This is a genomic window from Undibacterium sp. Tian12W (assembly GCF_049339405.1).
Taxonomy (GTDB): Bacteria; Pseudomonadota; Gammaproteobacteria; order Burkholderiales; family Burkholderiaceae_D; genus Undibacterium.
Genome location: NZ_JBMPPK010000011.1, coordinates 133,403 through 155,446, shown reverse-complemented (window position 1 = coordinate 155,446; position 22,044 = coordinate 133,403). Strand labels below are relative to the sequence as shown.

Here is a 22,044-nt window from a genome sequence, read left to right as displayed (position 1 = left end):
AGGGAGATTGGACGGCATGGAGCTGCAAAAAATGTATGCCTTAATTGTAGGGCAGAATCAGCCAGGCACAGCACATGCAGATTAAATTTGCTTGGACAAGCAAGTTAAGCTGTGGAATTTGCCTGATGTTTAGCCACCTCCATATCCCTCGCTGGCGGCAAACCAAACATGCGGCCATATTCGCGCGTGAATTGCGACACGCTTTCATAACCGACGGCAAAGGCGGCACTGCTGGCCGACATGCCTTCTGCCATCAGCATGCGGCGTGCCTCGATCAGGCGCAGTTGCTTCTGGAACTGTAACGGCGACAGTGAAGTGATGGCGCGGAAGTGATGGTGGAACGACGATGGGCTCATACCCGCCGTGGCAGCCAGACGCTCAACCGGCAAGGGCTGCGCAAATTCTGTCCTGAGCAAGGCAACTGCGCGGGCGATGCGGTGGCTATGCCCCTCCAGCCAGCCCAGCCTGCGTATGGCTGCACCATGCTTGCCAGCCAGCAGCCAGTAATGCAGCTCACGCACGAGTTGCGCATGCAGCACTGCCAGGGCGGCTGGGCGCTCCAGCAAATTCATCAGGCGTAAGGCGGCATCGGCTACTTCAGCCTCGGTGGCTTCAAAATGCAGTGGTGTGGTTGCCACATCAGCCACATCAGCCACATCAGCCACACCAGGCAAACCAGACACACCGCGCATTTGTCCAATCAGGTCGGCGATGATGGCCGGGTCCAGGTCCATTACCAGCGAGATATACGGTGCAACAATACTGGCCTGGGTAATCTGGCTGACGGTCGGTACATCTGCGGTGATCAGCAAAGAGTCACCCGCATGGAAGTTAAAAGTCTGCGCCCCCATCGTCACTTGTTTGCTGCCCTGTAGCACCAGGCAGATCAGAGGATTGGGTATGCCATGCTCCAGCCCGCTAGGTACGGATGAACGTATCGTCGTCAAACCCGGTATCGGCGTTTGGGCCAGGCCACTATCGTCAGCATGGGCATCTGTATAGCGGCGTACGGCGTTGAGCAGGGGAGTGATCATGCTGCAATCTTAATGCATTCTAGTTTTGACGCATACAGCAATTGGAGGATCAGGCAAAGAATGTCGAGGTTTTGGCAATGCTGTCGGCGTCCTCTGCTCCTATCATGAACTTCCCTCAACACAGACAAGCAGGAGTTCAATCATGAGCACAGAAACAAACAAGATTGCCATCGTTACTGGTGCCAGCCGTGGCCTGGGCCGCAATACCGCATTGAGCATTGCCCGCAAGGGCGGTGATGTCATCATCACTTACCACAGCCGCAGCGATGAGGCGCAGGCGGTGGTGGCAGAGATTACGGCCATGGGGCGCAAGGCACTTGCCTTGCAACTCGATGTAGGCAACAGCGCGGGCTTTGCCGCCTTTGCAGGCAAAGTGCGCACAGCCTTGCGTGATCACTGGCAGCGCGACAGCTTTGATCATCTTGTCAATAACGCTGGCCATGGCGACTATGCACTCATAGCACAGACCACCGAGGCGCAATTTGATGGCCTGGTCAATGTACATTTCAAGGGCGTGTATTTCCTGACCCAGGCATTGCTGCCTCTGCTGGCAGACGGTGGCCGCATCGTCAATCTATCGACAGGGTTGACCAGGGTATCCTACCCCGGTTATGCCGCCTATGCTGCGGTAAAAGCGGCGGTGGAAATGCTGAGTGTGTACATGGCCAAAGAACTTGGTAGCCGCGGCATTGCTGTTAACACCGTCGCCCCCGGCGCCATAGAAACCGACTTTGGTGGTGGCGCAGTGCGCGACAACCCTGAAATCAATAAAATCTTTGCCGACATGACAGCTCTGGGCCGCGCCGGCTTGCCTGACGATATAGGGCCCATGATAGCCAGCCTGTTGTCTGCCGATAATCGCTGGGTCAATGCCCAGCGCATAGAGGTGTCGGGCGGGCAGGGGATTTGATCTGCTTTATTGACTGAGACCAAGCTGCCGTTTCAGATATTGATGGAGGTCCTTATCTCCATCAATATCCTGCCCAGCATATTCTTGCCACGACCATCACTGCCACAGCCCCAATAGTCATCGTCACTAGTGTCTTCCACCAGTTTTGCTGCGCCTGTACTTAACAGCAAGGCTTTTAAATCTGCATGCTGCTGGAACTTCGCCATCAGCGCATCCCGCATGACCTGCACTTTGACTGACTCCCAATCCGGGCGTAGCTTTTCTGTGCGCGCTCGTCCCAGGCGGGCCGCAATGGCAGGCGTGTTGGCCTTGCGGATCTTTTCTCGATATGCCGCATCCACAAATTTTTGCGCCTGGAAATAGTGTTCGGAAGTGGGCCAGGTTTTGCCTTTGATGGAGATGGAATAGCGTGCGAAGTTGGAGAACTCTCCAAACTCATCTTCGACAGAATAGAATTTGATGGTGGTGTTTGAATTTGCGTCTGGAGTTGTGCTTGATTTACTGTCGTTCAAAATAAATTAATCGCTTTAAAAAATGAATCAAAAAACCAGCCACCATGTATGGGATGGCCGGATTTCAATTCTGGAAATATCAAGCCCGCGTATACGCAAGAATAAAAGAAAACATATCCAGATGCTTGGCAATGCCGATTTTCTTGGTCGTGGAAAAATGCCCTGAATCATAATCAACCCGCATCAATACCGGGTATTTGGCGTTATAGTTTTTTTGCATGCGGGCAGCCATCTTGGCGATTTGCCAGGGTTCTACCCGCATGTCGTTGGCGCCGGTCATCAGCAGCGTTGCCGGGTAGCTGGTTTCAGCTTGTACATGGTGATAGGCATCCATCTCCAGCAGGGCGCGGAATTCATCTTCTTTCTTGACCGTGCCAAACTCTTCATCATTGCCAGGGCCATTCGATGTCAGCTCAAAGCGCAGGGTATTGAATACCCCGACTTCACCGATTGCCACGGCAAACAGGTCTGGCCTTTCTGTGATGGCGCGGCCCACCATGATGCCACCGGCAGAGGTACCCCATACAGCGAGTTTGCCTTGTGCAGTCCAGCCGTCCTTGATCATCGATTCTGCCACATCTATCACGTCGCGCCAGGTATTTGATTTATTGGCTTTTTGCCCGGCGATGTGCCAGGTCTCGCCTTTCTCGCCACCACCGCGCACATGGGCATATACAATCACGCCACCCTGATCCAGAAAAGCCAGCATGGAACCCTGAAATCCAGGGTCAAGTATGATGCCGTAAGCACCATAGGCAATAATCAGCAGAGGGTTCTTGCCATTCAGTTTGGTATTGTTCTTGTGCAGTATTTCTACCGGCACAGCCGTGCCGTCACGTGCCTTGATGTCCTGACGGGTAGTCAGGAACGAGGATGTGTCAAATGCTGCCTTGGGTGTCAAGCCAGTGTCTTTGGCGACCAGGTTGGGCCCTGTTTGCAGAGTGCGTGCAGACCAGGTCAGGTCGTCCATGCCAAACCAGGCACCTTCTATGGCAGGGTGGCATTGTATATTCCATACCGCGCCTGTCAAAGGCAATTTCACATCTTCCACCTTGCCGGTGGCAAAGCTGTAACGCCGCAAGGCCCCGACCTGGCCGCGCAGCTCATGGATGTATAAACCATCCTTGGCGAGACTCAAGCTGTCGATGACATAATCGCCTTGCGGTACCACCACGACGCGCTTGCCTTTGTCTGCCTCGCGCAGGCTGACTTTGAATACTTCCCCACGCTCAGACTTGCCTTTGGCCAGCACATACACATCGTCACCCGCGGTCAGCGCGTGGGTTGCGATATCATCTTTGCGGAACACTTCTGCCCAGCCGGGCTTGCCTGCCAGCAGGTCATTCAGGCGTGCGACCATGCCATAGGCCGGCCATTCACCATTGCTGTAGATCGCACCCAGTGCCCAGTCACTGGCGGTATTTACATGCACGACCGGCATTTCACGTTCTGTCTGGCCCATGGCGGGGCCATCTGACCAGCGGAAGGCCAGTGTGTCTTGCGCCGGGTCTTTATCCATTTTGTGCAGCCATGTTGCCGTGTCGAAGGAGAAATCGACTTTGCCCTTGACTGCACCATCGCGCAGGCGTGCATAAAACAGGCCGCTGGAATCGGGCAGCCAGCTTGCCGGCATGCCATTCAAACGGGTGATCAGCACGTCCTTGCCACTATCCAGTGTCAGCACATGCAACTCATGCATCTCGTCACCACCCTTGTCGATGGCGTAAGCCAGATGTTTGTTGTCAGGAGACATCAGCACTTCCGTCACGCGCCTGGGTTGAGCACTCTGGCCACTCTTGTTACCTGCTTCCGGATCAATCAACAGACGTTCCGCGCCACCCGCGTGTGGGATAGCGTAAATTTTGAGTACCTGTTGGTCTGGCGAGCGGCGTGCAAAAATCAGCTGGGTACTCGTGACTTGCCGTATCGCGAGCGTGGTCGTCGCCGCGCTGAATCGTTGCAGAGATGCTTCTATGGCGCGCCGCCCTGGCAACTTGTCCAGCACTTGCCTTGCAAAAGCGCCTTGCGCTTTGAGGTAGTTAGTGAACTCGGCAGTGTCCGGCTTTTGTTCCATCCAGCGGTAAGGATCAACGATGTTCTTGCCCCACAAGCTGTCGGTCACCGCCTCTTCGCGTGCCAGCGGTGGCAAGGGTGGTAGCAAGGGCGTGGGTGTTTTCCTGACCGCAGCATGCACATGCGCACTGAAAGGTGAGAGGGCAAATGCGGACAAAGACAAGGCAAATTGGCGACGGGAAATCATAATCTGCTACCTCTCAGTATGGGACGTGTCAGGGAGTATAGACGGATTTATAAGTCACTTGCAATGAGATCGCTATGTCATTGCAGGTATGCCACAACAGGTGGGGGGGCTCGTCTGGCAGCATGCTCAGTTGCTGCAAACCGACGATATGTTTCATCCTGGTGGGCGCGAAGCAGTGCCGCTGTTATTATGCTTGCGTTGCCGATTTACTTTCTAAAAGAGGGAATGTCATGGCTGAAAACAAAACCAAAGCAACAGACTCCAGCGTCGATGCATATCTCGCCGCCATAGGGGACGAGACGCGCCGCAATGACTGCGCAATATTGATCAAACTCATGTCCAGGGCCAGCAAACAGCCCGCCGTCATGTGGGGCAGCAGCATCGTCGGCTTTGGTAACTACCACTATGTCTATGAAAGCGGCCGTGAAGGTGATATGTGCCTCATCGGCTTTGCATCCCGCAAGGGCGACATCAGTCTGTATGGTCTCAATGCCGCACCCAACCATGCACAATTACTGTCTGAACTCGGTAAAACAAAATCCGGCAAAGGCTGCCTGTATATACGGAAATTAAATGATGTGAATATCAAGGTGCTGGAGACTTTGATCAAGGAGGCAGTCAAGGCGAAAAAATGAGGGAAATACCGACAATATAAGATAACATCCCAAAGCTAAATATATTGTAGGGTGCGCCATGCGCACCGGTTTTTTGGGTAAATTTCTTGTGATATTCGTGATTAGAATGCTGCGCACGGCGCACCCTATTTACGTTTTTTTAAAACAGGCCAATAAAAATCTTCCTCATGAAATTTCATTTATTCGCTGCTGCAATAAGCGTATGTTTGTTGGCTCAACAAAGCCATGCTGCTGACGTCACCGTCCACCTTAAACTGATCTCTCCACAAACGCTGGAAGTCTCTTACCAGTTGCCAAAGACATGTGATGCCATTCCATTTTTGAACGAAGAAACCTTGTCCAAGTTTGGCAATGAAATCCGCGTAGCATGGCAAGCCGTTGATGATTGTGGCACTGCCGATGGAACGGCACTCACCAAAACCAACAAAGCATGTTCAAACATACGTTTTAATGTGCCCGCAACGAGCAAATTTTATGATCGTGTAGCGCCCGGTTCTTTCCCTATGGGCGAGGGCATGTATGTCCATACCACCAGTTATGCACTCAGCGACAAGTGCGGCAGTGTAGGCTACCGGTTTTCAGCACCCGGCAGCATTGCTTTCAAGGGCCAGCTCTTTCAGGAGAATGCGTCTTACGATGCTGATGGCGGCAACTACATGGCCGTGCTGTTATTGCAAAAACAGATTGCATCAAAATCTGGAACCATCAGTTATTTCAATCCAGCGCTGGGTGCAGAAAATATTCAGTTGTTGCAGAACATGGCCGATCAGGCGGTAGATTTTTATCATCGTGCATTACCGGATGTTGCTTTTCGCAAGCCCATATTGGCAGCAAGCATGGAAAAAGACGGCGGCACGTCCAATTTCTGGGGCGATGCTGGCGATGTTCTGCGCTTGGCGCTGTATAACTGGCCAGAGCATCCCACGCCTGATAGTGACGCGCGGCTAAGAAAATTTGTCTGGCATGAATTTGCCCATCGCTTTCAAGCGCCCACCGCCAAAAATAGCGAGCCGCGTGCAGCCTTTATTGGTGAAGGTGGCGCAGAATATCTGCGCTGGACAGCAAGCTTGCAGACCAAATGGTCGAACCCTGATGATGCAGCAACAGAACTCAGTACCGCCATTTCAAATTGCATCTACAGGGCAGCTGGACATAGCTGGAAAACATTACCCAAAAACCTGGCAAACAGTGGTTCTGTACCTTATGAATGCGGCCTGGCTTTACATGTCATGGGTCTGGCAGTAAGGCAGAACGATGCCAGCCCATTGCAGCAAATAAATAATTATTACCACGGATTTGAAACTGGCAAAGTTGCCAGCTTTGAGCAGGCGATGGAATGCGGGAAAAAGGAAAATTGCACACCGCAATGGCTCCCCAAACTCATGGGTGAGCAAGCGATGTCAATCGCCTGGTCTGATTTTTTTGCCAGTACAAAGCTGGCAAAAACGGCCCCGCCACCGCCCGCGCAATACGCCAATATCCAGCGCATGGCATTTGCATCTCTAATGGAAGAAGACTGCAATGGCAGCGCCAGTTTTTACACTGACAAAGATGCCTTCCTGGTAGGTGAAATCAAGGGCTGTAATGTCTTTAAAGAAGGTATGAAAATCCAGAAAATGGAAGGCAAGAACTTATTTGCTTCAACCTTGGTCGCTGATGAAATGATACTAGCCTGTACCTCACAAGGCAAAGTCAACCTGGGTTTGCAAAGTGGTGAAACGCTGTTCGTGCCGTGCAAAGGCAAGTTCAAGATACCGCAATTTTATGCAATCGATATGAAACGCCTGATGCAGAAACTAGATTTATAGGCCCGCCAGCGTTGCTCTTTGCCCTGGCACAGATATCATTTTCAAACATTACCGTGATGCAGGGCATATTGGAATGCGCCGCACGGTGTGAAAATTTTGCAGTGGATATCCAGCGGTGCAAGATGCAAGCACAGGACGCAATATATTGCGTCCTTTTTTTTCGGAATTACTGTGATCAGGGTTTGAATGTATGGCACATGAAACTTACTCCTCGACAGCGCGAGGATAGCTCAGTTTCTCAGTATCCCATTTGTTTTCTTCACGCTTGTGCCAGGTCAGTTGGCCTAACAGTTCGCCCTCAGCATCATATATGCGGATATCGGCGGGGCTGGATATGCCGGGGCCTTGCCAGTTATGTGAACCCGGGAGCCAATACTGGGGTTCCATGCTGCCAAAATCACAGCCTGCGTGCTTGAACAGTGGTTGCTCCACGTCGGTGTACAGAAAATCATGGCCACCACAGCACAGCGCCCTTGGTTTATGACGGCGCGACATTCTCCAGCGCAGATAACTCTGGATTTTGCTGATTGCCATGTCCTGATCCATATGCTCTGTTTCCAGCGGGTATTCCACTGGCTTACCACTACGCACAGCACCACAGGCATTTTCAAAATCACGCAAGCTTGCTATATCTTCCGCCGCGCACAGGCTTGTACAAGTCTTGCACCAGGCCGGGCGGACTGGTATTGCGAGCAAATCTTCATCCCTTACCAATTGCCCCATGGCGTTTGAGCCAAGGTAGTAATAAGCCTGGTAAAACGGAAAAGAGAGCTTTTCATTGCAAGCAGTACAAATATAAAAACTGGGTAACATGGTTCACCGCATATTCGTTTTGGAAAATGAAATTTTCTTATCGCACTCGCAGGTTTTTTTCAACGATAAACACTCTTGATCATCGCCTGACCTAGAGTATCGCCACCATCAGATACATCCTGATTATGCTTCAATTGCTCAGCCAGATCGCCAGGCAGACGGCCATCAAGCGTCAACTGTATGAGTTGACCATGGCGTCTTGCTGCATCGATAACGGCCGCATTTCCCTGCGCCGTAATGTTATTGCGGGCCAGGTTAAGCCTGCGCAGTGTGGACGAATGATTGATGAGTTCTACCGCCAGCATGGCGCCTTCATCGCCCATGCAATTGGCCTGCGCACCCAGCACCCTTGTGGATGGTGCATAACCGAGGTTCAGGTTTTGCAATGCTGAATACTTGGCTGCGTCCAGCAGGGCAGACGCACCCGGCGGGCCTATGCCATTGCTTGCCAGTTCCAGGGTCTGCAGGCTGTGGTTGTGGCGCAGCGCATCGGCGATGCATGCTGCACCTGCATCGCCAAGACAGTTGACGCTAAGGTAGAGTGCCTTGATATGCGGCGCTTCGCGCAGCAGGCGTGCCAGGTCAATTGCGCTTGCTGCGTTCAGACCGTTGCCGCTGAGGTAAAGGCTTTGCAGGTTCTTGTTATCACTGCACAGGGCATCAACGATAGCGCGCACGCCTTCTGCACGCAAATCGGTATTGACCATGTCCAGCACGCGCAAGTGCTGGTTGCTGCGTAACATGCTGGCAATGCTTGTTGCGCCATCCGGGCCTAGTGGATTGCGCTTGAGCCACAAGCCGGTAATGTTTTGCGCGCCGCCTGCCAGCGTCGTGCCCAGCGCATGCGCCCCTGCCGGGCCGATATTGTTGCAACCCAGGTAAAGCACTTCAAGCTGAGGATTGATGCTGGCCAGGCCAGCCACCGCTGCTGCACCGGCATCGCCTATTGCATCGGTGCCCAGCATGAGGCTGCGGACGCGGGTATTGTGTTGCAATGCCTCTGTGATCGCCAGACAGTGGCTGGTTCCCAGGCTTTGCTTGCATAAATCCAGACGGCCATCGGCGGTCAGCGTGCCACGGGGAAATTGCTGGTTGCCCTGGGCAGCAAGATTGGCGCTCAGATGCTGCAGCAAGGAATCAAGCTCGTCAGCATCACAAGGCGTGATGCTGACGCGGTGTACCGGGCACTGGACAGCAGTGATTGCGTCATCAGGCAAGGCAAGAGATGCTTGAGCAGTATCACCAGGCATAGGGTTCAAAGTCCTTGAGGAAATGGCCATAAAGCGGGTCATCCGTTTCATTGACGCCACGGATGACAGGATCGAGCAAACGCGCCATGCCATCCGTCACATCCAGCGGCGTGTAAAAATCCTGGGTCTGCCGCACATGCATGGCTTGCGGATAGGGCTTTTCATCGGTGATCCAGCCGGTATCCACGGCATTCATATAGATGCCATCGCGGGCCCAGTCCTGGGCGCTGGTACGCACCATCATGTTCAGCGCTGCCTTGGCCATATTGGTATGCGGATGAAATTCTGTCTTGCTGTCGCGGTTGAATTGCCCTTCCATGGCTGAGGCCTGGATCACAAAGCGGCGTGTATGTGGTGAACGCAACAAGGCTGGTTTGAGGTGGGCCGTCAGCATGAAAGGTGAGATGGCATTGACCAGTTGCACTTCCAGCAGTTCAAAGGTCGATACCTCATGCAGCCGTTGCGACCATGAATTGGCGGGCCGTTTATCCAGCGCCTGCCCATACATATCGACTTCATGTCGCGGAAAATAATCCGCATAGCCGGGCTGATTGCCCAGATATTGCTGCCTGGCTTCCAGCAGCCACGGGGTTGCTTCGGCAGACATCAGTGCGGCATAGAAATCACCGGGGCGCTTGATGGTCTGTGCCGCATTATTGATCAGGATGTCGAGGTGTGGCAGCTCTGCATTGAGCCTGTCGGCAAACTGTTCGACGTCAGGGATGCAGCGCAGGTCCAGTGCCTGTATGTTCAGTCGCTCCTGCCAGTCGTAGTAATCCTGCATGGCAGTAAAACGTTTTGCTGCATCTTGTGGAAAACGCGTGGTCAGCGTGACGTGGGCACCGGCACGCAACAGATGCAGGGCAGTTTCAAAACCTATCTTGATGCGGCCGCCAGTGACCAGCGCATAACGCCCGCGCAAATCAGCCTGCTGGTGCCGTTTTTGCCAGTTCTTGTCCGCACACACCGGGCACAGGGAATGGTAGAAATGATGCAGTTGCTGAAAACCCTGCTTGCAGACATAGCAGCGTTGTGAACGCAATGTACCTGCGGTTGCATCGCTGAGCGTCAGCGGCAATGATGCTGCAAGCTGCGCACGCACCAGGCCAGTTTGCAGGCGTGCATGTTGTAGTTGTTCTTTGGCTGCATTGGCGCGCGCTTGGCGGTGGCCACGCTTGGCGGTTTTCTGGATTTTGGCAATCAGGGTCTTGAACTGCGGGTGATCATCCATCTGCGATGGATCGTTTGCAATGGTGTGCAGTACCCGCAAGGCGATGCTCAATTCTTCATCTGTGTATACCACGGCGGCTATCCTTACCGGTCAAATGCGCTTGCGCATCCACGCAAAAATCAGTGGGAACAGGTTGGGCTTGAACCAACACCTTTTTCTTGCAGAGAAAATGCGCTTCCATTACACCACCGTTCCCGGCGGCGATTATAGCGGAGCTTGCATGACATGGTCAAAAAATTACAGACAGGATTTGCCTGCGCCAATAGAGAAGGAGAGAGGGCTTATGGAAACCGTGGAATTAAATGGGAACGGGTTGGATTTGAACCAACACCACTTTCTTAGCTAGAAAGTGCGCTTCGATTACGCCACCGTTCCCGGTTGCGATTATAGCGGGGCACACGCCCGTCGTGCTCAAAAAGCCGCAGGCTGGTTTTGCTCTTGCACCGATATTGGAGAAGGTTGGCGAAGGTTGGCGAAGGTTGGAGAATGCAAACTGTTGGGGACAACGGCATCAAAGGGAACGGGCCGGGTTTGAACCAGCGCCTTCTTCTTTGGTGATAGACATGCTTCCATTACACCACCGTTCCCGGCTGTCATTATAAATGGCGCTGGCTCATACATGCAAAGCCGTAGCCACACTGGCCCGTATCACTTCAATAAACCTGCGCAGCCGCGCCGGGTAAAAGCGGGCATATGGATAAACCAGGTTTACCGGCAGTGGCGTGGCCTGCCATTGCGGTGCCAGTTGTATCAGGTGTCCTTTGGCGATGTCGTCGGCCAGTATCCAGGTAGAGCCGATGGCGGCACCCAGTCCTTCCAGCGTGGCGATGCGCAGCGCATACAGGTTGTCAGTGCTCAGGCGCGGGGTGAAGGCCACGCGCTGGATTTCGCCAGTCTGTACATGGTGCAAAAATACTTCGCCGCGGTAAAAGGTGCGCAGCGACAGCCAGGGCAGGCCGACCAGGTCGATGGCTTGTTGCGGCATGGGCCTGCCAGCGAGGACGGATGGTGCCGCCACCACGATGCGTGGCACCTCTGCCAGTTTGATGGCGACCAGGTTGGTATCTTTGAGCTCGCCTATCTGTATGGCGCAGTCTATGCCCTCAGAAATAAAATCCTGCAAGGAGGTGTCGTCATGCAGCAGCCACTCTACCGAGACACGCGGGTAGCGCCGCAGGTAATCTGCCAGTGGCCTGACCAGGCGTTCCTGGCCAAACGCGTGCGGGGCGACGACGCGCAGCACGCCTTCAGGCTCGTCATTGGTGCCACGCAAGTCAGACTCAAAGGCGGCCCAGCCTGCCAGCAGATTGCGCGCATGTTCATAGCAGCGCTCGCCATCGGCAGTCAGGCGCATGCTGTGGGTGGAGCGGTTCAACAGGCGCACACCGAGGAATTGTTCCAGCGACTGCAGGCGGCGGCTGACTGTCGGCTGGGTCGTGCCCAGTTGTGCCGCAGCAGCAGATAGATTGCCCGCCTCGACGATGCGCACAAAGGTCTGCATGAGCTCGATGCGGTCGCCCGCGCCTGCCATGAGGGAGGCGGTGGCAGAGTTGTCCGGGCGGCTGGTCAGGGTCTTGGTCATACGTCAAATGTATAACAAATCTGCGTGACATGCCACTACCGTTTGAAATGCGACAGTCTTACACTGCCAGACATCAGTTAAAGCAGAGAGAAAGTCATGTCTTCCATTCAAAATTCGCATAATCATATAACTGCCATAACTCCGGCAACAGATACCAAGGTACATCAGCAACCATCACCCGCACTGGTATTTTTGCTGGCCTGTGGCGCTGCCTTGTCGGTGGCGTCGCTGTATTACAGCCAGCCCATGCTGGGCATATTGGCGAGTGACTTGGGTATCAGCAATGTCGCAGTGGGTTATGTGCCCACGCTGACACAGCTCGGTTATGCACTCGGCATCTTGCTGCTGGCCCCACTGGGCGACAAGCATGACCGCCGCAATATCATCCTCATCAAGGCCGGTTTGCTGGTAGCTGCATTGCTGGTGATGGCTGCTGCCCATTCCCTGAGTCTGCTGCTGCTTGCCAGCCTGGCGATAGGGCTGACAGCGACGATGGCGCAAGATATTGTGCCAGCTGCGGCCACTCTCGCGCATGAATCGCGCCGCGGCAAGGTCGTGGGTACGGTCATGACAGGTTTGTTCATGGGCATCCTGTTGTCACGTGTTGTCAGTGGTTTTGTGGCTGAGCAGTTTGGCTGGCGCAGCATGTTCGTGCTGGCAGCGGTAGGTGTCACCCTGATTGCCGTGGCGGTCTGGCGTGGTCTGCCACATTTTGCACCAACCACCACCATGAGCTATCGCGCCTTGCTGGCTTCCTTGCTTGATCTCATCCGCCGCCACGGCAAACTGCGCCGCGCAGCACTGGCGCAAGGCTTGCTGGCGATGGGCTTCAGCGGCTTTTGGTCCACCCTGGCAGTGATGCTGCATGCAGAACCCTTCCACATGGGTAGCGCAGTCGCAGGTGCCTTTGGCCTGGCCGGTGCCGCAGGTGCATTGGCAGCACCGCTGGCTGGTCACCTGGCAGATAAGCATGGGCCAGAGCTCGTCACCAAGGTCGGTACCGGCATCAGCACTGTATCGTTCGCCCTCATGAACCTGAGTCCGCTGTTCCCACCCACCGCACAATTGTGGCTGCTGGGCATAGGCACGGTAGGCTTTGATCTTGGTGTGCAGAGCACGCTGATCGCTCATCAAACAATAGTCTATGGCATAGACAACGCCGCCCGCAGCCGCCTCAATGCCGTATTGTTCGTCGGCATGTTCATCGGCATGGCAGCCGGTGCCACCCTCGGCAGCGCTCTGCTGGCGCAATGGGGCTGGATAGGCGTGACGGGCATGGCAACAGTCACCTCGCTGGCAGCTTTGGCGGTGCGGTTTTGGCGGGTGGCATAAGCAAAATCAAAATGCAGAATCAGAATGCAGACTGTGGTATTGCCGATGATATGCTCCTATAATTTGAATGCTAAAAATTAGACAGGAGCATCATGGGCAATAAGCTTTCCCGCCTTAACATTTCCGGCCTTAACACCGCAGAACGTCTGCAGTTTTTTATCAATACCGGGTTTTATTTTTCGATGCAGATTCGTGGTAAATATAGCTTGCATGCCCAGCATGAAGACCGCGAATACCGCGCCATCAACGAATGTTTCCACCGTATCTTCCAGTGCTTGCGTGGCATAGGCGATAGCCCAGAACCGCGCATGCCAGATGACACCGTCCTGCTTATGCTAAACGACATCGCCAAAGAGGCAAACCTGCAGGAAGAATTAAATTGGGCAATTGAAGAAGCTACAAAGCTGCTTGCAAATAATCATATTTAATCTGTGAAAACTAATCTGAAAAAACCGGGGCGTGTGGATACTCACGCCTTATTCAGCAACGCTTTTCAGGCTACTCTGACTATTGATCAACCCATCTCATGGAAGCGGATCAAAAGCACAGACCAGATCTATCCTTTTGCATAAGCGGGGCGGCTGCCGTGAGCCGTATTTTCCAATTGCAATTGCATATCTGCGATCACAAACTCATGCATGGTCTTGATCACTTTTTCAATAAAGTAAGATGAAATCAGCCTTGGGGCAATGCGGTTGTCATAGTAGGTAAGCATGCGGACGATACTCTGCTCACCGTCAAGCTGTTCCACTTCTATATACCCGCCCAATAGTTTGATCGTGTCTTTATAACGGATACTTTGCTCGATAATCTCAAACTCGACACGGCTTTGATCGACAATATTGGTAATTCTTTTGGTCAGGTAACCGCCATCACTATATTTGCAGCGGCAGGTATCGCCTACTGCCGCATACTTGCCTTCGACTTCCTGCGGCACCGGCAGGCTTAATTTCAACAACCATGATGCCGGTTTTTTGACATGTTCATAAAAGCCCACTTTTTGCCAGACATCGGCTTTATTCGCCTTAATGATGCTGCTGGTCACTGCGCTGCTGGTAGTTTGCTGTTTCATGATTTTTCTCGCTTGTTGATTTATGTTATTTGAAAATACCTGCTTCATTTAAACGGGGTACTTGCGCTAAACAATGCTATGCATCCGACGGTGCTGACTTCAACGTTCTGGAATCGTTTTTCTAATGCTGACTTCAACTGGCCCGCCGAATCCTGATCACCATTGATGACTTTGAGCCTGTGCAATACTGCATAAACGCAGCGGCTGAGCATGGTTTTTGTAATGTCCTGATTCAGTATGGTGTAACCGAACACCTGAGTGCCGGCATGCATCAGCGGCCTGATGGCATCAAACACCGCGCCTTTTTCCAGCATGTCACCAGGAATGCAGTGCAGAATGCCGCCCAGCGCAATTGAGTCGAAGCGTGCGGCAGAAGTTGGCATTGGTTCCAGCGCATTGCAGAGATAAGTTTCTGGCTGGAAGCGCGCAATTCTTGCGGCGGTAAAATTCAAGCAGTTTTGCTGCAAATCGAATAAACCTATGCGCACCTCGCCGGGCTGGTAGTGACAGCGGTCCAGAAAATAGCCAGTACCAACGCCAATATCCGCGTGATTGCGCGACATCATGAGGTGATAGAGGTCAGCAAAATATCTGCTCTTGCAGCGCCAGACATAAGGTGCCAACAAGCGGTAAATCAGAATGTCATAGCACTGGAGCAAAAGCCTGCTGTAAATGCGAACCCCGTCATCGGTCGTTCTGCTGGTAATGGTGCTCATCATGCGTGTCTCTTATAAATAGATGGTCGGGACCCAGATACCTGGAAAGGAATTCGCAATCCGGACTCGTACCCTGAACTATGCAATGGGCGTGCCACTTCAATTAATCTTCTAAGTTATTGTTTTTAAATAATATTATTTTTTCGGATGAACAGACGGCTGTAAGGTATCTGTACATTGCGGCAAATTTCGCTGTAAAGAAACTTTGCAGCGAAAGCAATTGGGAAAACTTCTTTGGTTCAGAAAATGGGCACCCATCCCAGGAATACTGCGTGCGCATTCGCGCCATCAAACAACTCATGCCACAGAAAATAATTTTATTGACATCCAAATTTCGTCTGATACTATATCGATAGTCGATATATCGTTAAGCGATGTAGCATCGCCCGATATAGGCTGAGCGACATCAACAAACCAGCAAGCCTGAAAGGCGCGGATGGAAGCAATTAATTATTCAAAATACCTGCCATTGTCAGAAGCCACCTTTTACGTGCTGCTGGTACTGACCGAGCCTCTGCACGGCTATGCCGTCATGCAAAAGGTAGAAGACATCAGCGAGGGCAATGTCGTCATTGGTCCCGGTACCTTGTATGGTGCGTTCTCAACTCTGGAAAAACAGGGGCTGATCAAAAAGGTTGGGGAAGAAGAGCGGCGCAAGTATTACCAGCTCAGCGATAAGGGGCGGCTGGTACTGGCCGAGCATATCCGCCGTCTGGAAATCATGTACCGCAATGCGCAAGTGGCGCTGCCACAATTAACAAGGGGAGAGGCAAAGTGAGTGAGACAGTGATCAAGAAATTCAAATGCTTCTGGTCGTGGGAACTTGAACAAGAACAGCAATGGCTGCGGGAAATGGCCAGCCAGGGATGGCATTTGAAAGCACGCAGTTTTTTTGGCGTCTATAGTTTCGTCCAGGGTGAACCTGCCGATATTGCCTACGCTCTGGATTACATACCTGGCCTGAATATGGAATTTGCATCAAGATTAGAGCCGGATATTCACTACCAAAAGTTCTACCACCAGTTGATCATTGATGCTGGCTGGGAGCACGTGCTGGCATCGCTGGGATGGCAATACTGGCGCATACCTGTGCACAATGGCAAAGTGCCAGAAATTTTCACGGACACTGCTTCCAAAAAATCCAAATACAAGCGACGCCTGTTGGAGATGTGCATCTTCAATTTCGCGCTGTTCCCAACCGCGATCTATCCTCCGGCCATGCTCAGGCAATGGGATAATAGTCTGGCGGCGTACATTATCATCTTCGGCATGGTCATACCCGCCTGCCTCTACTTTTCGTATGCATCCATACGTATATATTTGCGCATGCGTGAAATGCAGAAAATTTGATTGCTCGCATATAGTCGCGATCTTGCCTTGCTCATTTATTTTCTTTTATTTCCATTCATTTTCCACGGATATCATGCCCGAATTGCTCATCAAGAAAAAATTTCTCTTCCTGTCTTTTGTGCTCATTTTATTCTGCGCAGCCGGATGCTCCTATAAGATTGAAATTACGCTTCTTGAACTGCATGCCGAAAAACCGATATTCATTTTCTCAAAACCAATCACAGCATCACCGATAGGGGAAATGAGGATAGTTCCTTTGAATAGCTTTAAGATCGTGCAGAAAAAAAATGATCGCTGGGATCATGACAATCCAATATGGGCTTTTGGATTGCCACCAGGAGCTACCTTGGATATGGAAAAGCTCCGCTATGCCAGCCTTCCCGCAGGTTATGTTGAGACCGTCAAAGCAAAAAAACTGGAACGTGGCGTAGCGTATATGGCGATTGGATTTGGGCCGGGTTCCAGTGGCAGTGTTGAATTTAGTTTGGTGCCTTAAGTTGCAAGGCCGCCTAGGGAATGCGAATGAAACGAATACTACTTTATATATTTTTAGTCATGAATGTCGCAGCCTGGCACAATTGCTTTGCTGGCACTGAGTTCGATCAGAAGCCGGGAATTATTCTTCCAGGAGCCTTGGTCAAAGGCTGTCCAGTTCTTGCGCAAAAAAATCATAGCTGGGATTGATTTTGAGGTATTAACTTGATCTGTCGCGTACAATCACTATCTATTGATGAGTAAGTTCTACTATAATCCCCGAAAAATCTGAGCGAAAAAGTTGTCTGTATCATCGCTCGTCAGAAATTGTCGATTAATACATCCAAAGGACAGGCCCATATCATCAGACGCACTGTTGGCATTGCCATCAGTGCCGGGTTGACTTGCCGCTAAAAAATACATACATGAACAATCTCAAACGCATTTCTATACTTGCAACCGTATACCTGTTGCTGTCTGGTTGCGCCGTGATAGAACCAGCAATAAAACCGACAATGGCACCAGAAAAAGGAACGGGGTATGTGAGCGGCAAATTCATGCGCTCAAGTAGTGCTGGCTTCGCCTTTGTTCTTGTTAACCAGACTACCAAAACTGAATACTCCATATCGCTGGGGGAAGATGGACTTCTATCTGAAGACACAAATAATCGTGTGATCACGATTAAAGTACCGCCCGGTAAATATGTAGTCAAGTATTGGTACACCTATGGCACACTTTCTCGCGATCGCTCGTCCAAGCATCAGGTCATCAGCCCGGATTTGTCTGCACCTTTTATAGTAAGCAGCGGATCGGTGGTTTTTCTTGGTAACTATACTACAGTTTCAGAATATGCGAATTCAACTGCACGGTGGATGATCAGGCCCCGCATTGCCAGTGAAGATCAGGCAAGGTATGATTTTGGCGAAGCATTTCCCTTGCTTGCCAAACTAAATTTTTCCTGCCATGTCTGCCGTCGTTATTAGTCAGGTGAGCTTACCAAGGTGCAGGTAATGGCCCGTCGCTCGCATTTAAATCCAGACTTTGCACTACATGCCTGGGTATCACCATTAATTTTTTCACAGAAAGCCAGATCATGCCTTTGTTTACCATGCGCTTAAACCGTGTTTGGGATATCAGGCGCGAAGTGCAAGCTGGCAAAGAGATAACCGTATTCGGTGTTGAAGCAGACACTGATACAGGAATCATCAAAAAACATCCGATTACTGTTCCTGGACGACCAGATATACAGCAGGGTGCAATAGTAAGTGTGTTTCTTGATATGCCAAATGACTGGAACAATGTACTGGGGTGGGCTAATCATGGCACTGGCGAGATCAGCATTGACAGTATTGATTACCACAAGGGCAGCATCTTGCGCTGCGCAGTGCTGATATTCACTTTACTCTTTTGGAGATTTCCTGACTGGTTACACACGATCATTTTCCTGTCACTGATTTTTTTGATATTGTCATCGCAAAAAAAGATTCGCAAACTTCATCGAACTCGCCAGGCCTTACAAGGTGCTTGCTCGAGCAGGCAGGACGGAGCTATCAATACAGCTCACAGCTAGTCTGGCGGGCTAAACTGTAAGCAGCCAGGATTTTTTTGTAATGGGACAGGCTGGTGCACCAATGGGACTCACCTGGGGAATCAATTTTCAAAAATACTGAAGTAAACTGGAAAAAATATGATCATCCCTGAATCTGTTTGTGAAAAAAATGGATGTCCAAATTTTTTAGTGAACGTACCGTGATATGAGGCTTTGCAATACAAGTAGGGCCAGGTATTAAAAGATGTCTTAGGGCGCGCATGCATGCAAATTTCTGATGACAACTGTTGCGTCATTCATTTCACTTCTGACAGCACAAGTTTTGCTTCTTTTTTGACTGTAGCCATAGCAAAGTGCAGTGCATTACCATTTAAGCTACGTAAGGATTTTGGGGCGGTGAGGATTAATGCATCGTCCCAGGCTGCAATGAAATCTTTCAATTTTACGTCGACGTAGCCACCAGTTGCTTTCATTGCTGAGAGTTTATGGTAATCCTGCTGCTTTTTTTCGTACAAGTCAATTGCCTGCTGATAAATTGATTTTTGACTATATCCAGTGTCTATAACTTCATGGACTATCTTGATCGCAGCTACTAACTCGTCAGTCCTGGTATTGACAAAAATTTCTACGGCACGTTTATATAAAATGCGATCCGCTTCCCATTCTTTGTCCGTTTGCTGCTGCAACTTGGTTTCAGGCACAGATGCAGGAGCAGAAACAATTACTGCCTTAGGAGCAGGTAAGGGCAGAGGCACAGGAGCAGTAACAGGAGCTCGCGCAAAAGTAGACGCAGATGCAGATGCAGGGCTGCGATCTGCTACACTATTTTCCTGACACGGTGCTGTGATCAATTCCTGTCCTTTGGAATTTACCCGCTTGATCAGACGATGGTTTTTAAACGTCAGCACCTGATCGGAATATACCCAAAGAGTTTCATCCTTTATTTTTTCTATGACCATTTGAGGTTGGCCCCATTTGGCAAGCCCCCTCGCATCGTCGGCGTCACAGAATTCAAGTGCTGCTGCATAGCTTGAAGAGCAAATCAATAGTCCAGCAAGTTTGCACGGCAAGAGCAGAGGATTTTGTAGGTTTAATTGAGGCATTTCTGATTGTGTCGGGAGATTTTTTGCTGCAATTTTACCTTGGGGGCCTCGCCAATACAAAAAATATGCTTGCAACAGCGCTCACTTTTCACACCAGCCCATGCTTTTTCATGCGATTCTAGTCTGCATCTGAGCCCAGAGTCACAAAGAGCGGGACATTCATCTCCCATAAACCAGCCTGCAGGCCAGGAATAAGCTCTGCGAAAGGCTTCAGTTCATATTCTATGTCGGTGACACCGATGGCGTGCAAAGCTGTCTCTGCCAGCTCTATGTCTGCACCAGTTACACTGCCGTCTTCGCGTGTCCATTAGAAGGGGGCTTCTTCTATGTATGCGATTTTTACTGTCATGAGCGTACTCCATTATCCTGGACTGCTGGCTTTTTTGATGCGTGCTCTAAGCCAGGACATTACAATGTCATTTATCGATTTCACAAACAGGCTGGCGGTTACTGATGACAGATCATTCTTTTTCCACTTTAGCACAGCGCACTGCGCAAAAAGCATTTTTGCCATGGCTGCTTTATGTGGCCTATGTGGCCCTGGTATGTGCTGCACTGTCGCTGCCACATCCTGCCCAGGCCCAGAATGCCAGCGACCCGCGTCTCGTGCGTTTGATGGGGCTCATGCAGCAACGCCTGAATCTCGCGCAGGATGTCGCCATGTACAAGTGGAACGCCAAAGCAGCGATTGACGACCCCGTGCGTGAACAACAGATACTGGATGCACTGGCGCAGCAGGCACCTCAATATGGTCTGGCGCCCAGACAGGTACAGGACTTTTTTAGTGCACAGATAGTGGCGGGCAAGATGATACAGACGGCCTTGTTTGCAGAATGGGTGAGCAAAGCGCAGGCCCCGTTTGACAATCCGCCTGATCTGAAGACCACAATCCGACCGGCACTCGACAAACTGACGCCACAGCTATTGACCGCGCTGGCCGAAGCGCAACCGGCCTTGCAGACTAAAGATCGCCAGCAGGCAGTGAAGCTGGCAGCGGCAGATAGCGATGTGAGTGCAGGTGTATTGCAAACTGTGCCTGGCTATGCGGCTGCGTGGGAGCATGCGCTTGGAGGTTTGGCTGACAGGTAAGCTACGCATGCAGGTAAAAGCCGGACTCAATAACAAAACAGCGGAATGAATGTAATGACGACAAAGAAGCAAAGGGAATTTGCACTATCTTTAAGGATGACGCATCCAGAAATGGATTTACAGGCATTTTGCGATTTGATAGAGCTGATACCATGGAAATGCAATTTGGCCGGGGAAGTGAGACAGACTCCAGACGGCAGGCTATTGGGCGGAGTGTATAAAGACTCCTTTTGTACTTGCAGTTTTGAGTTTAATGAAGATGTTTCTTTGGAAGCTGCCATCGATGATACGCTTGATCTGCTGGAGTTGAAAAGAAAGCAGATCGCTGAGATGACCTCGTCAGGCGGTGAGATGCATTTTTTTATAGGATGGTTTTTTGAGGGAACTGCGGGCATGGTAATGGACTGGAAAACATTGCGCAGGATGTCTGATTTGGAGATTTCTTTTCAACTGGATGCCTATGGGGCTTTTCGTAAGTAGTCTTCGCGGGGAGATCGCTTGTGCCGCTGGTTCTCTTATTCCTGTGGATGGAAAACAAGTGATGGTAAGACGCTATAAATTTTCCTGGTCGATAAAATTGAGAAAATTTTTCCATGAATAGAGCTTTTTTATTTTGCATGTTGCTTGTTCTGCAGATTTCTGTCTATGGAAAGCCTGTTTGGTATCCGCCGTTATTTTTGGATGTACCACCTGGCTGGCACGTACAAAAAAACACATCGCCCGATAGTCAGGCATTTAGCTTGAGCAAGGGATCACAGCTCATTACTTTTGATTATGGATTACGTGTGTCATATCACCAGCTTGATTGTGAAATTTCTGACATGTCTGTGATGACCAGATTGGATGACCTGAAGTGTATTTCGTCAGAGCGGCATCATCAAAAAATAAAACGAAAAATTTCAATCAAAGATCCTAAAGACGAAGCTAACTTTGGATTAATTATTTTTGCCATCTCTGGATTGTCTGAAGCAGATAACAGGGAGTTGGTAACATTATTGAAAAGCCTTCGATTTGTAGGCGACATCGAAAATCTGAAACTGATTTCAGTCGATTCTCGCAAGCGACAAGCAATAATTGTCGATGAATCAGGCATCGCTCGCATAGTCAGAAAGAATGATCTTATTGCGAGAAATTTTGGAAATGTCCGCGAAATAAAGAGTGACCATCTGTTGATAGAAGAGTGGGTGCTTGATGCTAGAGGTGAATACAAGCCAAAACAAATGGAATTGCATTTATCGCGGTAGTTGTGATGTTGCGTGACCAGATCGGCTTGATGCAGGCTGACATTGAGTGTGTATAGTCTCAAGAAGATCTGAACACGCAT

The 22,044-nt window shown here is 50.9% G+C and carries 24 protein-coding genes, 2 tRNA genes and 1 pseudogene; 13 read left to right on the top strand and 14 right to left on the bottom strand.

Annotation, left to right across the window (positions count from 1 at the left end):
- Nucleotides 1-104 precede the first annotated feature (104 nt).
- Complete coding sequence (locus ACO0LI_RS15675; protein ID WP_423033522.1) at nucleotides 105-1,034, bottom strand: AraC family transcriptional regulator N-terminal domain-containing protein; 930 nt, start codon at nucleotides 1,032-1,034, stop codon at nucleotides 105-107.
- Nucleotides 1,035-1,176: 142 nt separating this feature from the next.
- On the opposite strand from ACO0LI_RS15675, the gene ACO0LI_RS15670 reads away from it, so the two are divergent.
- Complete coding sequence (locus ACO0LI_RS15670) at nucleotides 1,177-1,944, top strand: SDR family NAD(P)-dependent oxidoreductase (protein ID WP_423033520.1); 768 nt, start codon at nucleotides 1,177-1,179, stop codon at nucleotides 1,942-1,944.
- Nucleotides 1,945-1,976: 32 nt separating this feature from the next.
- Here the strand turns inward: ACO0LI_RS15670 and ACO0LI_RS15665 are convergent, their stop codons facing one another.
- Nucleotides 1,977-2,456, bottom strand: a complete 480-nt coding sequence (locus ACO0LI_RS15665) for an NADAR family protein (RefSeq protein ID WP_423033518.1) — start codon at nucleotides 2,454-2,456, stop codon at nucleotides 1,977-1,979.
- A 79-nt stretch (nucleotides 2,457-2,535) separates the two neighbouring features.
- The gene (locus ACO0LI_RS15660; RefSeq protein WP_423033516.1) at nucleotides 2,536-4,716 is read right to left on the bottom strand and encodes a prolyl oligopeptidase family serine peptidase; all 2,181 of its coding nucleotides are present in this window, start codon (nucleotides 4,714-4,716) and stop codon (nucleotides 2,536-2,538) included.
- A gap of 230 nt (nucleotides 4,717-4,946) precedes the next feature.
- On the opposite strand from ACO0LI_RS15660, the gene ACO0LI_RS15655 reads away from it, so the two are divergent.
- The gene (locus ACO0LI_RS15655; RefSeq protein ID WP_423033514.1) at nucleotides 4,947-5,351 is read left to right on the top strand and encodes a DUF1801 domain-containing protein; all 405 of its coding nucleotides are present in this window, start codon (nucleotides 4,947-4,949) and stop codon (nucleotides 5,349-5,351) included.
- Nucleotides 5,352-5,518: 167 nt separating this feature from the next.
- The gene (locus tag ACO0LI_RS15650) at nucleotides 5,519-7,159 is read left to right on the top strand and encodes a hypothetical protein (protein ID WP_423033512.1); all 1,641 of its coding nucleotides are present in this window, start codon (nucleotides 5,519-5,521) and stop codon (nucleotides 7,157-7,159) included.
- 204 nt (nucleotides 7,160-7,363) lie between these two features.
- Here the strand turns inward: ACO0LI_RS15650 and ACO0LI_RS15645 are convergent, their stop codons facing one another.
- The 7 genes and pseudogenes from ACO0LI_RS15645 to ACO0LI_RS15615 all read right to left on the bottom strand — a co-directional run bounded on the left by ACO0LI_RS15645 (nucleotide 7,364) and on the right by ACO0LI_RS15615 (nucleotide 12,035).
- Nucleotides 7,364-7,972 (bottom strand): hypothetical protein, encoded by a 609-nt coding sequence (locus ACO0LI_RS15645; protein WP_423033510.1) that lies wholly within the window; start codon nucleotides 7,970-7,972, stop codon nucleotides 7,364-7,366.
- A 59-nt stretch (nucleotides 7,973-8,031) separates the two neighbouring features.
- Nucleotides 8,032-9,222, bottom strand: a complete 1,191-nt coding sequence (locus tag ACO0LI_RS15640; protein ID WP_423033508.1) for a hypothetical protein — start codon at nucleotides 9,220-9,222, stop codon at nucleotides 8,032-8,034.
- Nucleotides 9,212-10,525: an SDR family NAD(P)-dependent oxidoreductase gene (locus ACO0LI_RS15635; protein ID WP_423033506.1), complete on the bottom strand. Its 1,314-nt coding sequence runs from the start codon at nucleotides 10,523-10,525 to the stop codon at nucleotides 9,212-9,214. The genes ACO0LI_RS15640 and ACO0LI_RS15635 overlap by 11 nt, the downstream gene beginning before the upstream one ends.
- 52 nt (nucleotides 10,526-10,577) lie before the next feature.
- Nucleotides 10,578-10,648, bottom strand: a tRNA-Ala gene (locus ACO0LI_RS15630).
- Between the two features lie 109 nt (nucleotides 10,649-10,757).
- Nucleotides 10,758-10,828 (bottom strand) — tRNA-Ser (locus ACO0LI_RS15625).
- Nucleotides 10,829-10,969: 141 nt separating this feature from the next.
- Nucleotides 10,970-11,040: pseudogene (locus tag ACO0LI_RS15620) on the bottom strand.
- Between the two features lie 26 nt (nucleotides 11,041-11,066).
- A complete protein-coding gene (locus ACO0LI_RS15615) occupies nucleotides 11,067-12,035 on the bottom strand; it encodes a LysR family transcriptional regulator (protein ID WP_423033504.1) in 969 nt (322 codons plus the stop codon).
- A 96-nt stretch (nucleotides 12,036-12,131) separates the two neighbouring features.
- Here ACO0LI_RS15615 and ACO0LI_RS15610 point away from each other — a divergent pair, with 96 nt between their 5' ends.
- On the top strand, nucleotides 12,132-13,367 hold the full coding sequence (locus ACO0LI_RS15610) for an MFS transporter (RefSeq protein WP_423033502.1): 1,236 nt from the start codon (nucleotides 12,132-12,134) through the stop codon (nucleotides 13,365-13,367).
- A gap of 92 nt (nucleotides 13,368-13,459) precedes the next feature.
- Nucleotides 13,460-13,795, top strand: a complete 336-nt coding sequence (locus ACO0LI_RS15605) for a hypothetical protein (RefSeq protein WP_423033500.1) — start codon at nucleotides 13,460-13,462, stop codon at nucleotides 13,793-13,795.
- Nucleotides 13,796-13,923: 128 nt separating this feature from the next.
- Here ACO0LI_RS15605 and ACO0LI_RS15600 read toward each other — a convergent pair whose 3' ends face one another.
- A complete protein-coding gene (locus tag ACO0LI_RS15600; RefSeq protein WP_423033498.1) occupies nucleotides 13,924-14,439 on the bottom strand; it encodes a hypothetical protein in 516 nt (171 codons plus the stop codon).
- Nucleotides 14,440-14,483: 44 nt separating this feature from the next.
- Entirely contained in the window at nucleotides 14,484-15,158 is a 675-nt protein-coding gene (locus ACO0LI_RS15595; RefSeq protein ID WP_423033496.1) for a class I SAM-dependent methyltransferase, read from the bottom strand.
- Between the two features lie 433 nt (nucleotides 15,159-15,591).
- Between ACO0LI_RS15595 and ACO0LI_RS15590 the strand changes: the two genes are divergently transcribed.
- From ACO0LI_RS15590 to ACO0LI_RS15570, 5 genes are all read left to right on the top strand, one after another.
- Nucleotides 15,592-15,933 (top strand): PadR family transcriptional regulator, encoded by a 342-nt coding sequence (locus tag ACO0LI_RS15590; RefSeq protein ID WP_162043034.1) that lies wholly within the window; start codon nucleotides 15,592-15,594, stop codon nucleotides 15,931-15,933.
- Nucleotides 15,930-16,505, top strand: coding sequence for a DUF2812 domain-containing protein (locus ACO0LI_RS15585; protein WP_423033494.1), 576 nt, complete (start codon nucleotides 15,930-15,932; stop codon nucleotides 16,503-16,505). The genes ACO0LI_RS15590 and ACO0LI_RS15585 overlap by 4 nt, the downstream gene beginning before the upstream one ends.
- Before the next feature lie 73 nt (nucleotides 16,506-16,578).
- Nucleotides 16,579-17,001 (top strand): hypothetical protein, encoded by a 423-nt coding sequence (locus tag ACO0LI_RS15580; RefSeq protein WP_423033492.1) that lies wholly within the window; start codon nucleotides 16,579-16,581, stop codon nucleotides 16,999-17,001.
- 403 nt (nucleotides 17,002-17,404) lie between these two features.
- A complete protein-coding gene (locus ACO0LI_RS15575; RefSeq protein WP_423033490.1) occupies nucleotides 17,405-17,962 on the top strand; it encodes a hypothetical protein in 558 nt (185 codons plus the stop codon).
- 110 nt (nucleotides 17,963-18,072) lie between these two features.
- Nucleotides 18,073-18,549 (top strand): hypothetical protein, encoded by a 477-nt coding sequence (locus ACO0LI_RS15570; RefSeq protein WP_423033488.1) that lies wholly within the window; start codon nucleotides 18,073-18,075, stop codon nucleotides 18,547-18,549.
- Between the two features lie 275 nt (nucleotides 18,550-18,824).
- Here ACO0LI_RS15570 and ACO0LI_RS15565 read toward each other — a convergent pair whose 3' ends face one another.
- Nucleotides 18,825-19,706 (bottom strand): hypothetical protein, encoded by an 882-nt coding sequence (locus ACO0LI_RS15565; protein WP_423033486.1) that lies wholly within the window; start codon nucleotides 19,704-19,706, stop codon nucleotides 18,825-18,827.
- A 43-nt stretch (nucleotides 19,707-19,749) separates the two neighbouring features.
- Nucleotides 19,750-19,881 (bottom strand): hypothetical protein, encoded by a 132-nt coding sequence (locus ACO0LI_RS15560; RefSeq protein ID WP_423033484.1) that lies wholly within the window; start codon nucleotides 19,879-19,881, stop codon nucleotides 19,750-19,752.
- A 203-nt stretch (nucleotides 19,882-20,084) separates the two neighbouring features.
- Here ACO0LI_RS15560 and aroQ point away from each other — a divergent pair, with 203 nt between their 5' ends.
- The 3 genes from aroQ to ACO0LI_RS15545 all read left to right on the top strand — a co-directional run bounded on the left by aroQ (nucleotide 20,085) and on the right by ACO0LI_RS15545 (nucleotide 21,964).
- Entirely contained in the window at nucleotides 20,085-20,720 is a 636-nt protein-coding gene (aroQ, locus tag ACO0LI_RS15555) for a gamma subclass chorismate mutase AroQ (RefSeq protein ID WP_423033482.1), read from the top strand.
- A 54-nt stretch (nucleotides 20,721-20,774) separates the two neighbouring features.
- Nucleotides 20,775-21,200, top strand: coding sequence for a hypothetical protein (locus ACO0LI_RS15550; RefSeq protein WP_423033480.1), 426 nt, complete (start codon nucleotides 20,775-20,777; stop codon nucleotides 21,198-21,200).
- A gap of 113 nt (nucleotides 21,201-21,313) precedes the next feature.
- The gene (locus tag ACO0LI_RS15545; RefSeq protein WP_423033478.1) at nucleotides 21,314-21,964 is read left to right on the top strand and encodes a pilus assembly protein PilP; all 651 of its coding nucleotides are present in this window, start codon (nucleotides 21,314-21,316) and stop codon (nucleotides 21,962-21,964) included.
- Nucleotides 21,965-22,044 lie beyond the last annotated feature (80 nt).

Bases quoted from the DNA above. Each gene is read 5' to 3' on its own strand.
- ACO0LI_RS15600 (WP_423033498.1), bottom strand. From the start codon at position 14,439: ATGAAACAGCAAACTACCAGCAGCGCAGTGACCAGCAGCATCATTAAG.
- ACO0LI_RS15605 (WP_423033500.1), top strand. From the start codon at position 13,460: ATGGGCAATAAGCTTTCCCGCCTTAACATTTCCGGCCTTAACACCGCA.
- ACO0LI_RS15595 (WP_423033496.1), bottom strand. From the start codon at position 15,158: ATGATGAGCACCATTACCAGCAGAACGACCGATGACGGGGTTCGCATT.
- ACO0LI_RS15570 (WP_423033488.1), top strand. From the start codon at position 18,073: ATGCCTTTGTTTACCATGCGCTTAAACCGTGTTTGGGATATCAGGCGC.
- ACO0LI_RS15645 (WP_423033510.1), bottom strand. From the start codon at position 7,972: ATGTTACCCAGTTTTTATATTTGTACTGCTTGCAATGAAAAGCTCTCT.
- aroQ (WP_423033482.1), top strand. From the start codon at position 20,085: ATGACAGATCATTCTTTTTCCACTTTAGCACAGCGCACTGCGCAAAAA.
- ACO0LI_RS15590 (WP_162043034.1), top strand. From the start codon at position 15,592: ATGGAAGCAATTAATTATTCAAAATACCTGCCATTGTCAGAAGCCACC.
- ACO0LI_RS15580 (WP_423033492.1), top strand. From the start codon at position 16,579: ATGCCCGAATTGCTCATCAAGAAAAAATTTCTCTTCCTGTCTTTTGTG.
- ACO0LI_RS15650 (WP_423033512.1), top strand. From the start codon at position 5,519: ATGAAATTTCATTTATTCGCTGCTGCAATAAGCGTATGTTTGTTGGCT.
- ACO0LI_RS15660 (WP_423033516.1), bottom strand. From the start codon at position 4,716: ATGATTTCCCGTCGCCAATTTGCCTTGTCTTTGTCCGCATTTGCCCTC.
- ACO0LI_RS15575 (WP_423033490.1), top strand. From the start codon at position 17,405: ATGAACAATCTCAAACGCATTTCTATACTTGCAACCGTATACCTGTTG.
- ACO0LI_RS15615 (WP_423033504.1), bottom strand. From the start codon at position 12,035: ATGACCAAGACCCTGACCAGCCGCCCGGACAACTCTGCCACCGCCTCC.
- ACO0LI_RS15675 (WP_423033522.1), bottom strand. From the start codon at position 1,034: ATGATCACTCCCCTGCTCAACGCCGTACGCCGCTATACAGATGCCCAT.
- ACO0LI_RS15550 (WP_423033480.1), top strand. From the start codon at position 20,775: ATGACGACAAAGAAGCAAAGGGAATTTGCACTATCTTTAAGGATGACG.
- ACO0LI_RS15545 (WP_423033478.1), top strand. From the start codon at position 21,314: ATGAATAGAGCTTTTTTATTTTGCATGTTGCTTGTTCTGCAGATTTCT.
- ACO0LI_RS15670 (WP_423033520.1), top strand. From the start codon at position 1,177: ATGAGCACAGAAACAAACAAGATTGCCATCGTTACTGGTGCCAGCCGT.
- ACO0LI_RS15640 (WP_423033508.1), bottom strand. From the start codon at position 9,222: ATGCCTGGTGATACTGCTCAAGCATCTCTTGCCTTGCCTGATGACGCA.
- ACO0LI_RS15655 (WP_423033514.1), top strand. From the start codon at position 4,947: ATGGCTGAAAACAAAACCAAAGCAACAGACTCCAGCGTCGATGCATAT.
- ACO0LI_RS15610 (WP_423033502.1), top strand. From the start codon at position 12,132: ATGTCTTCCATTCAAAATTCGCATAATCATATAACTGCCATAACTCCG.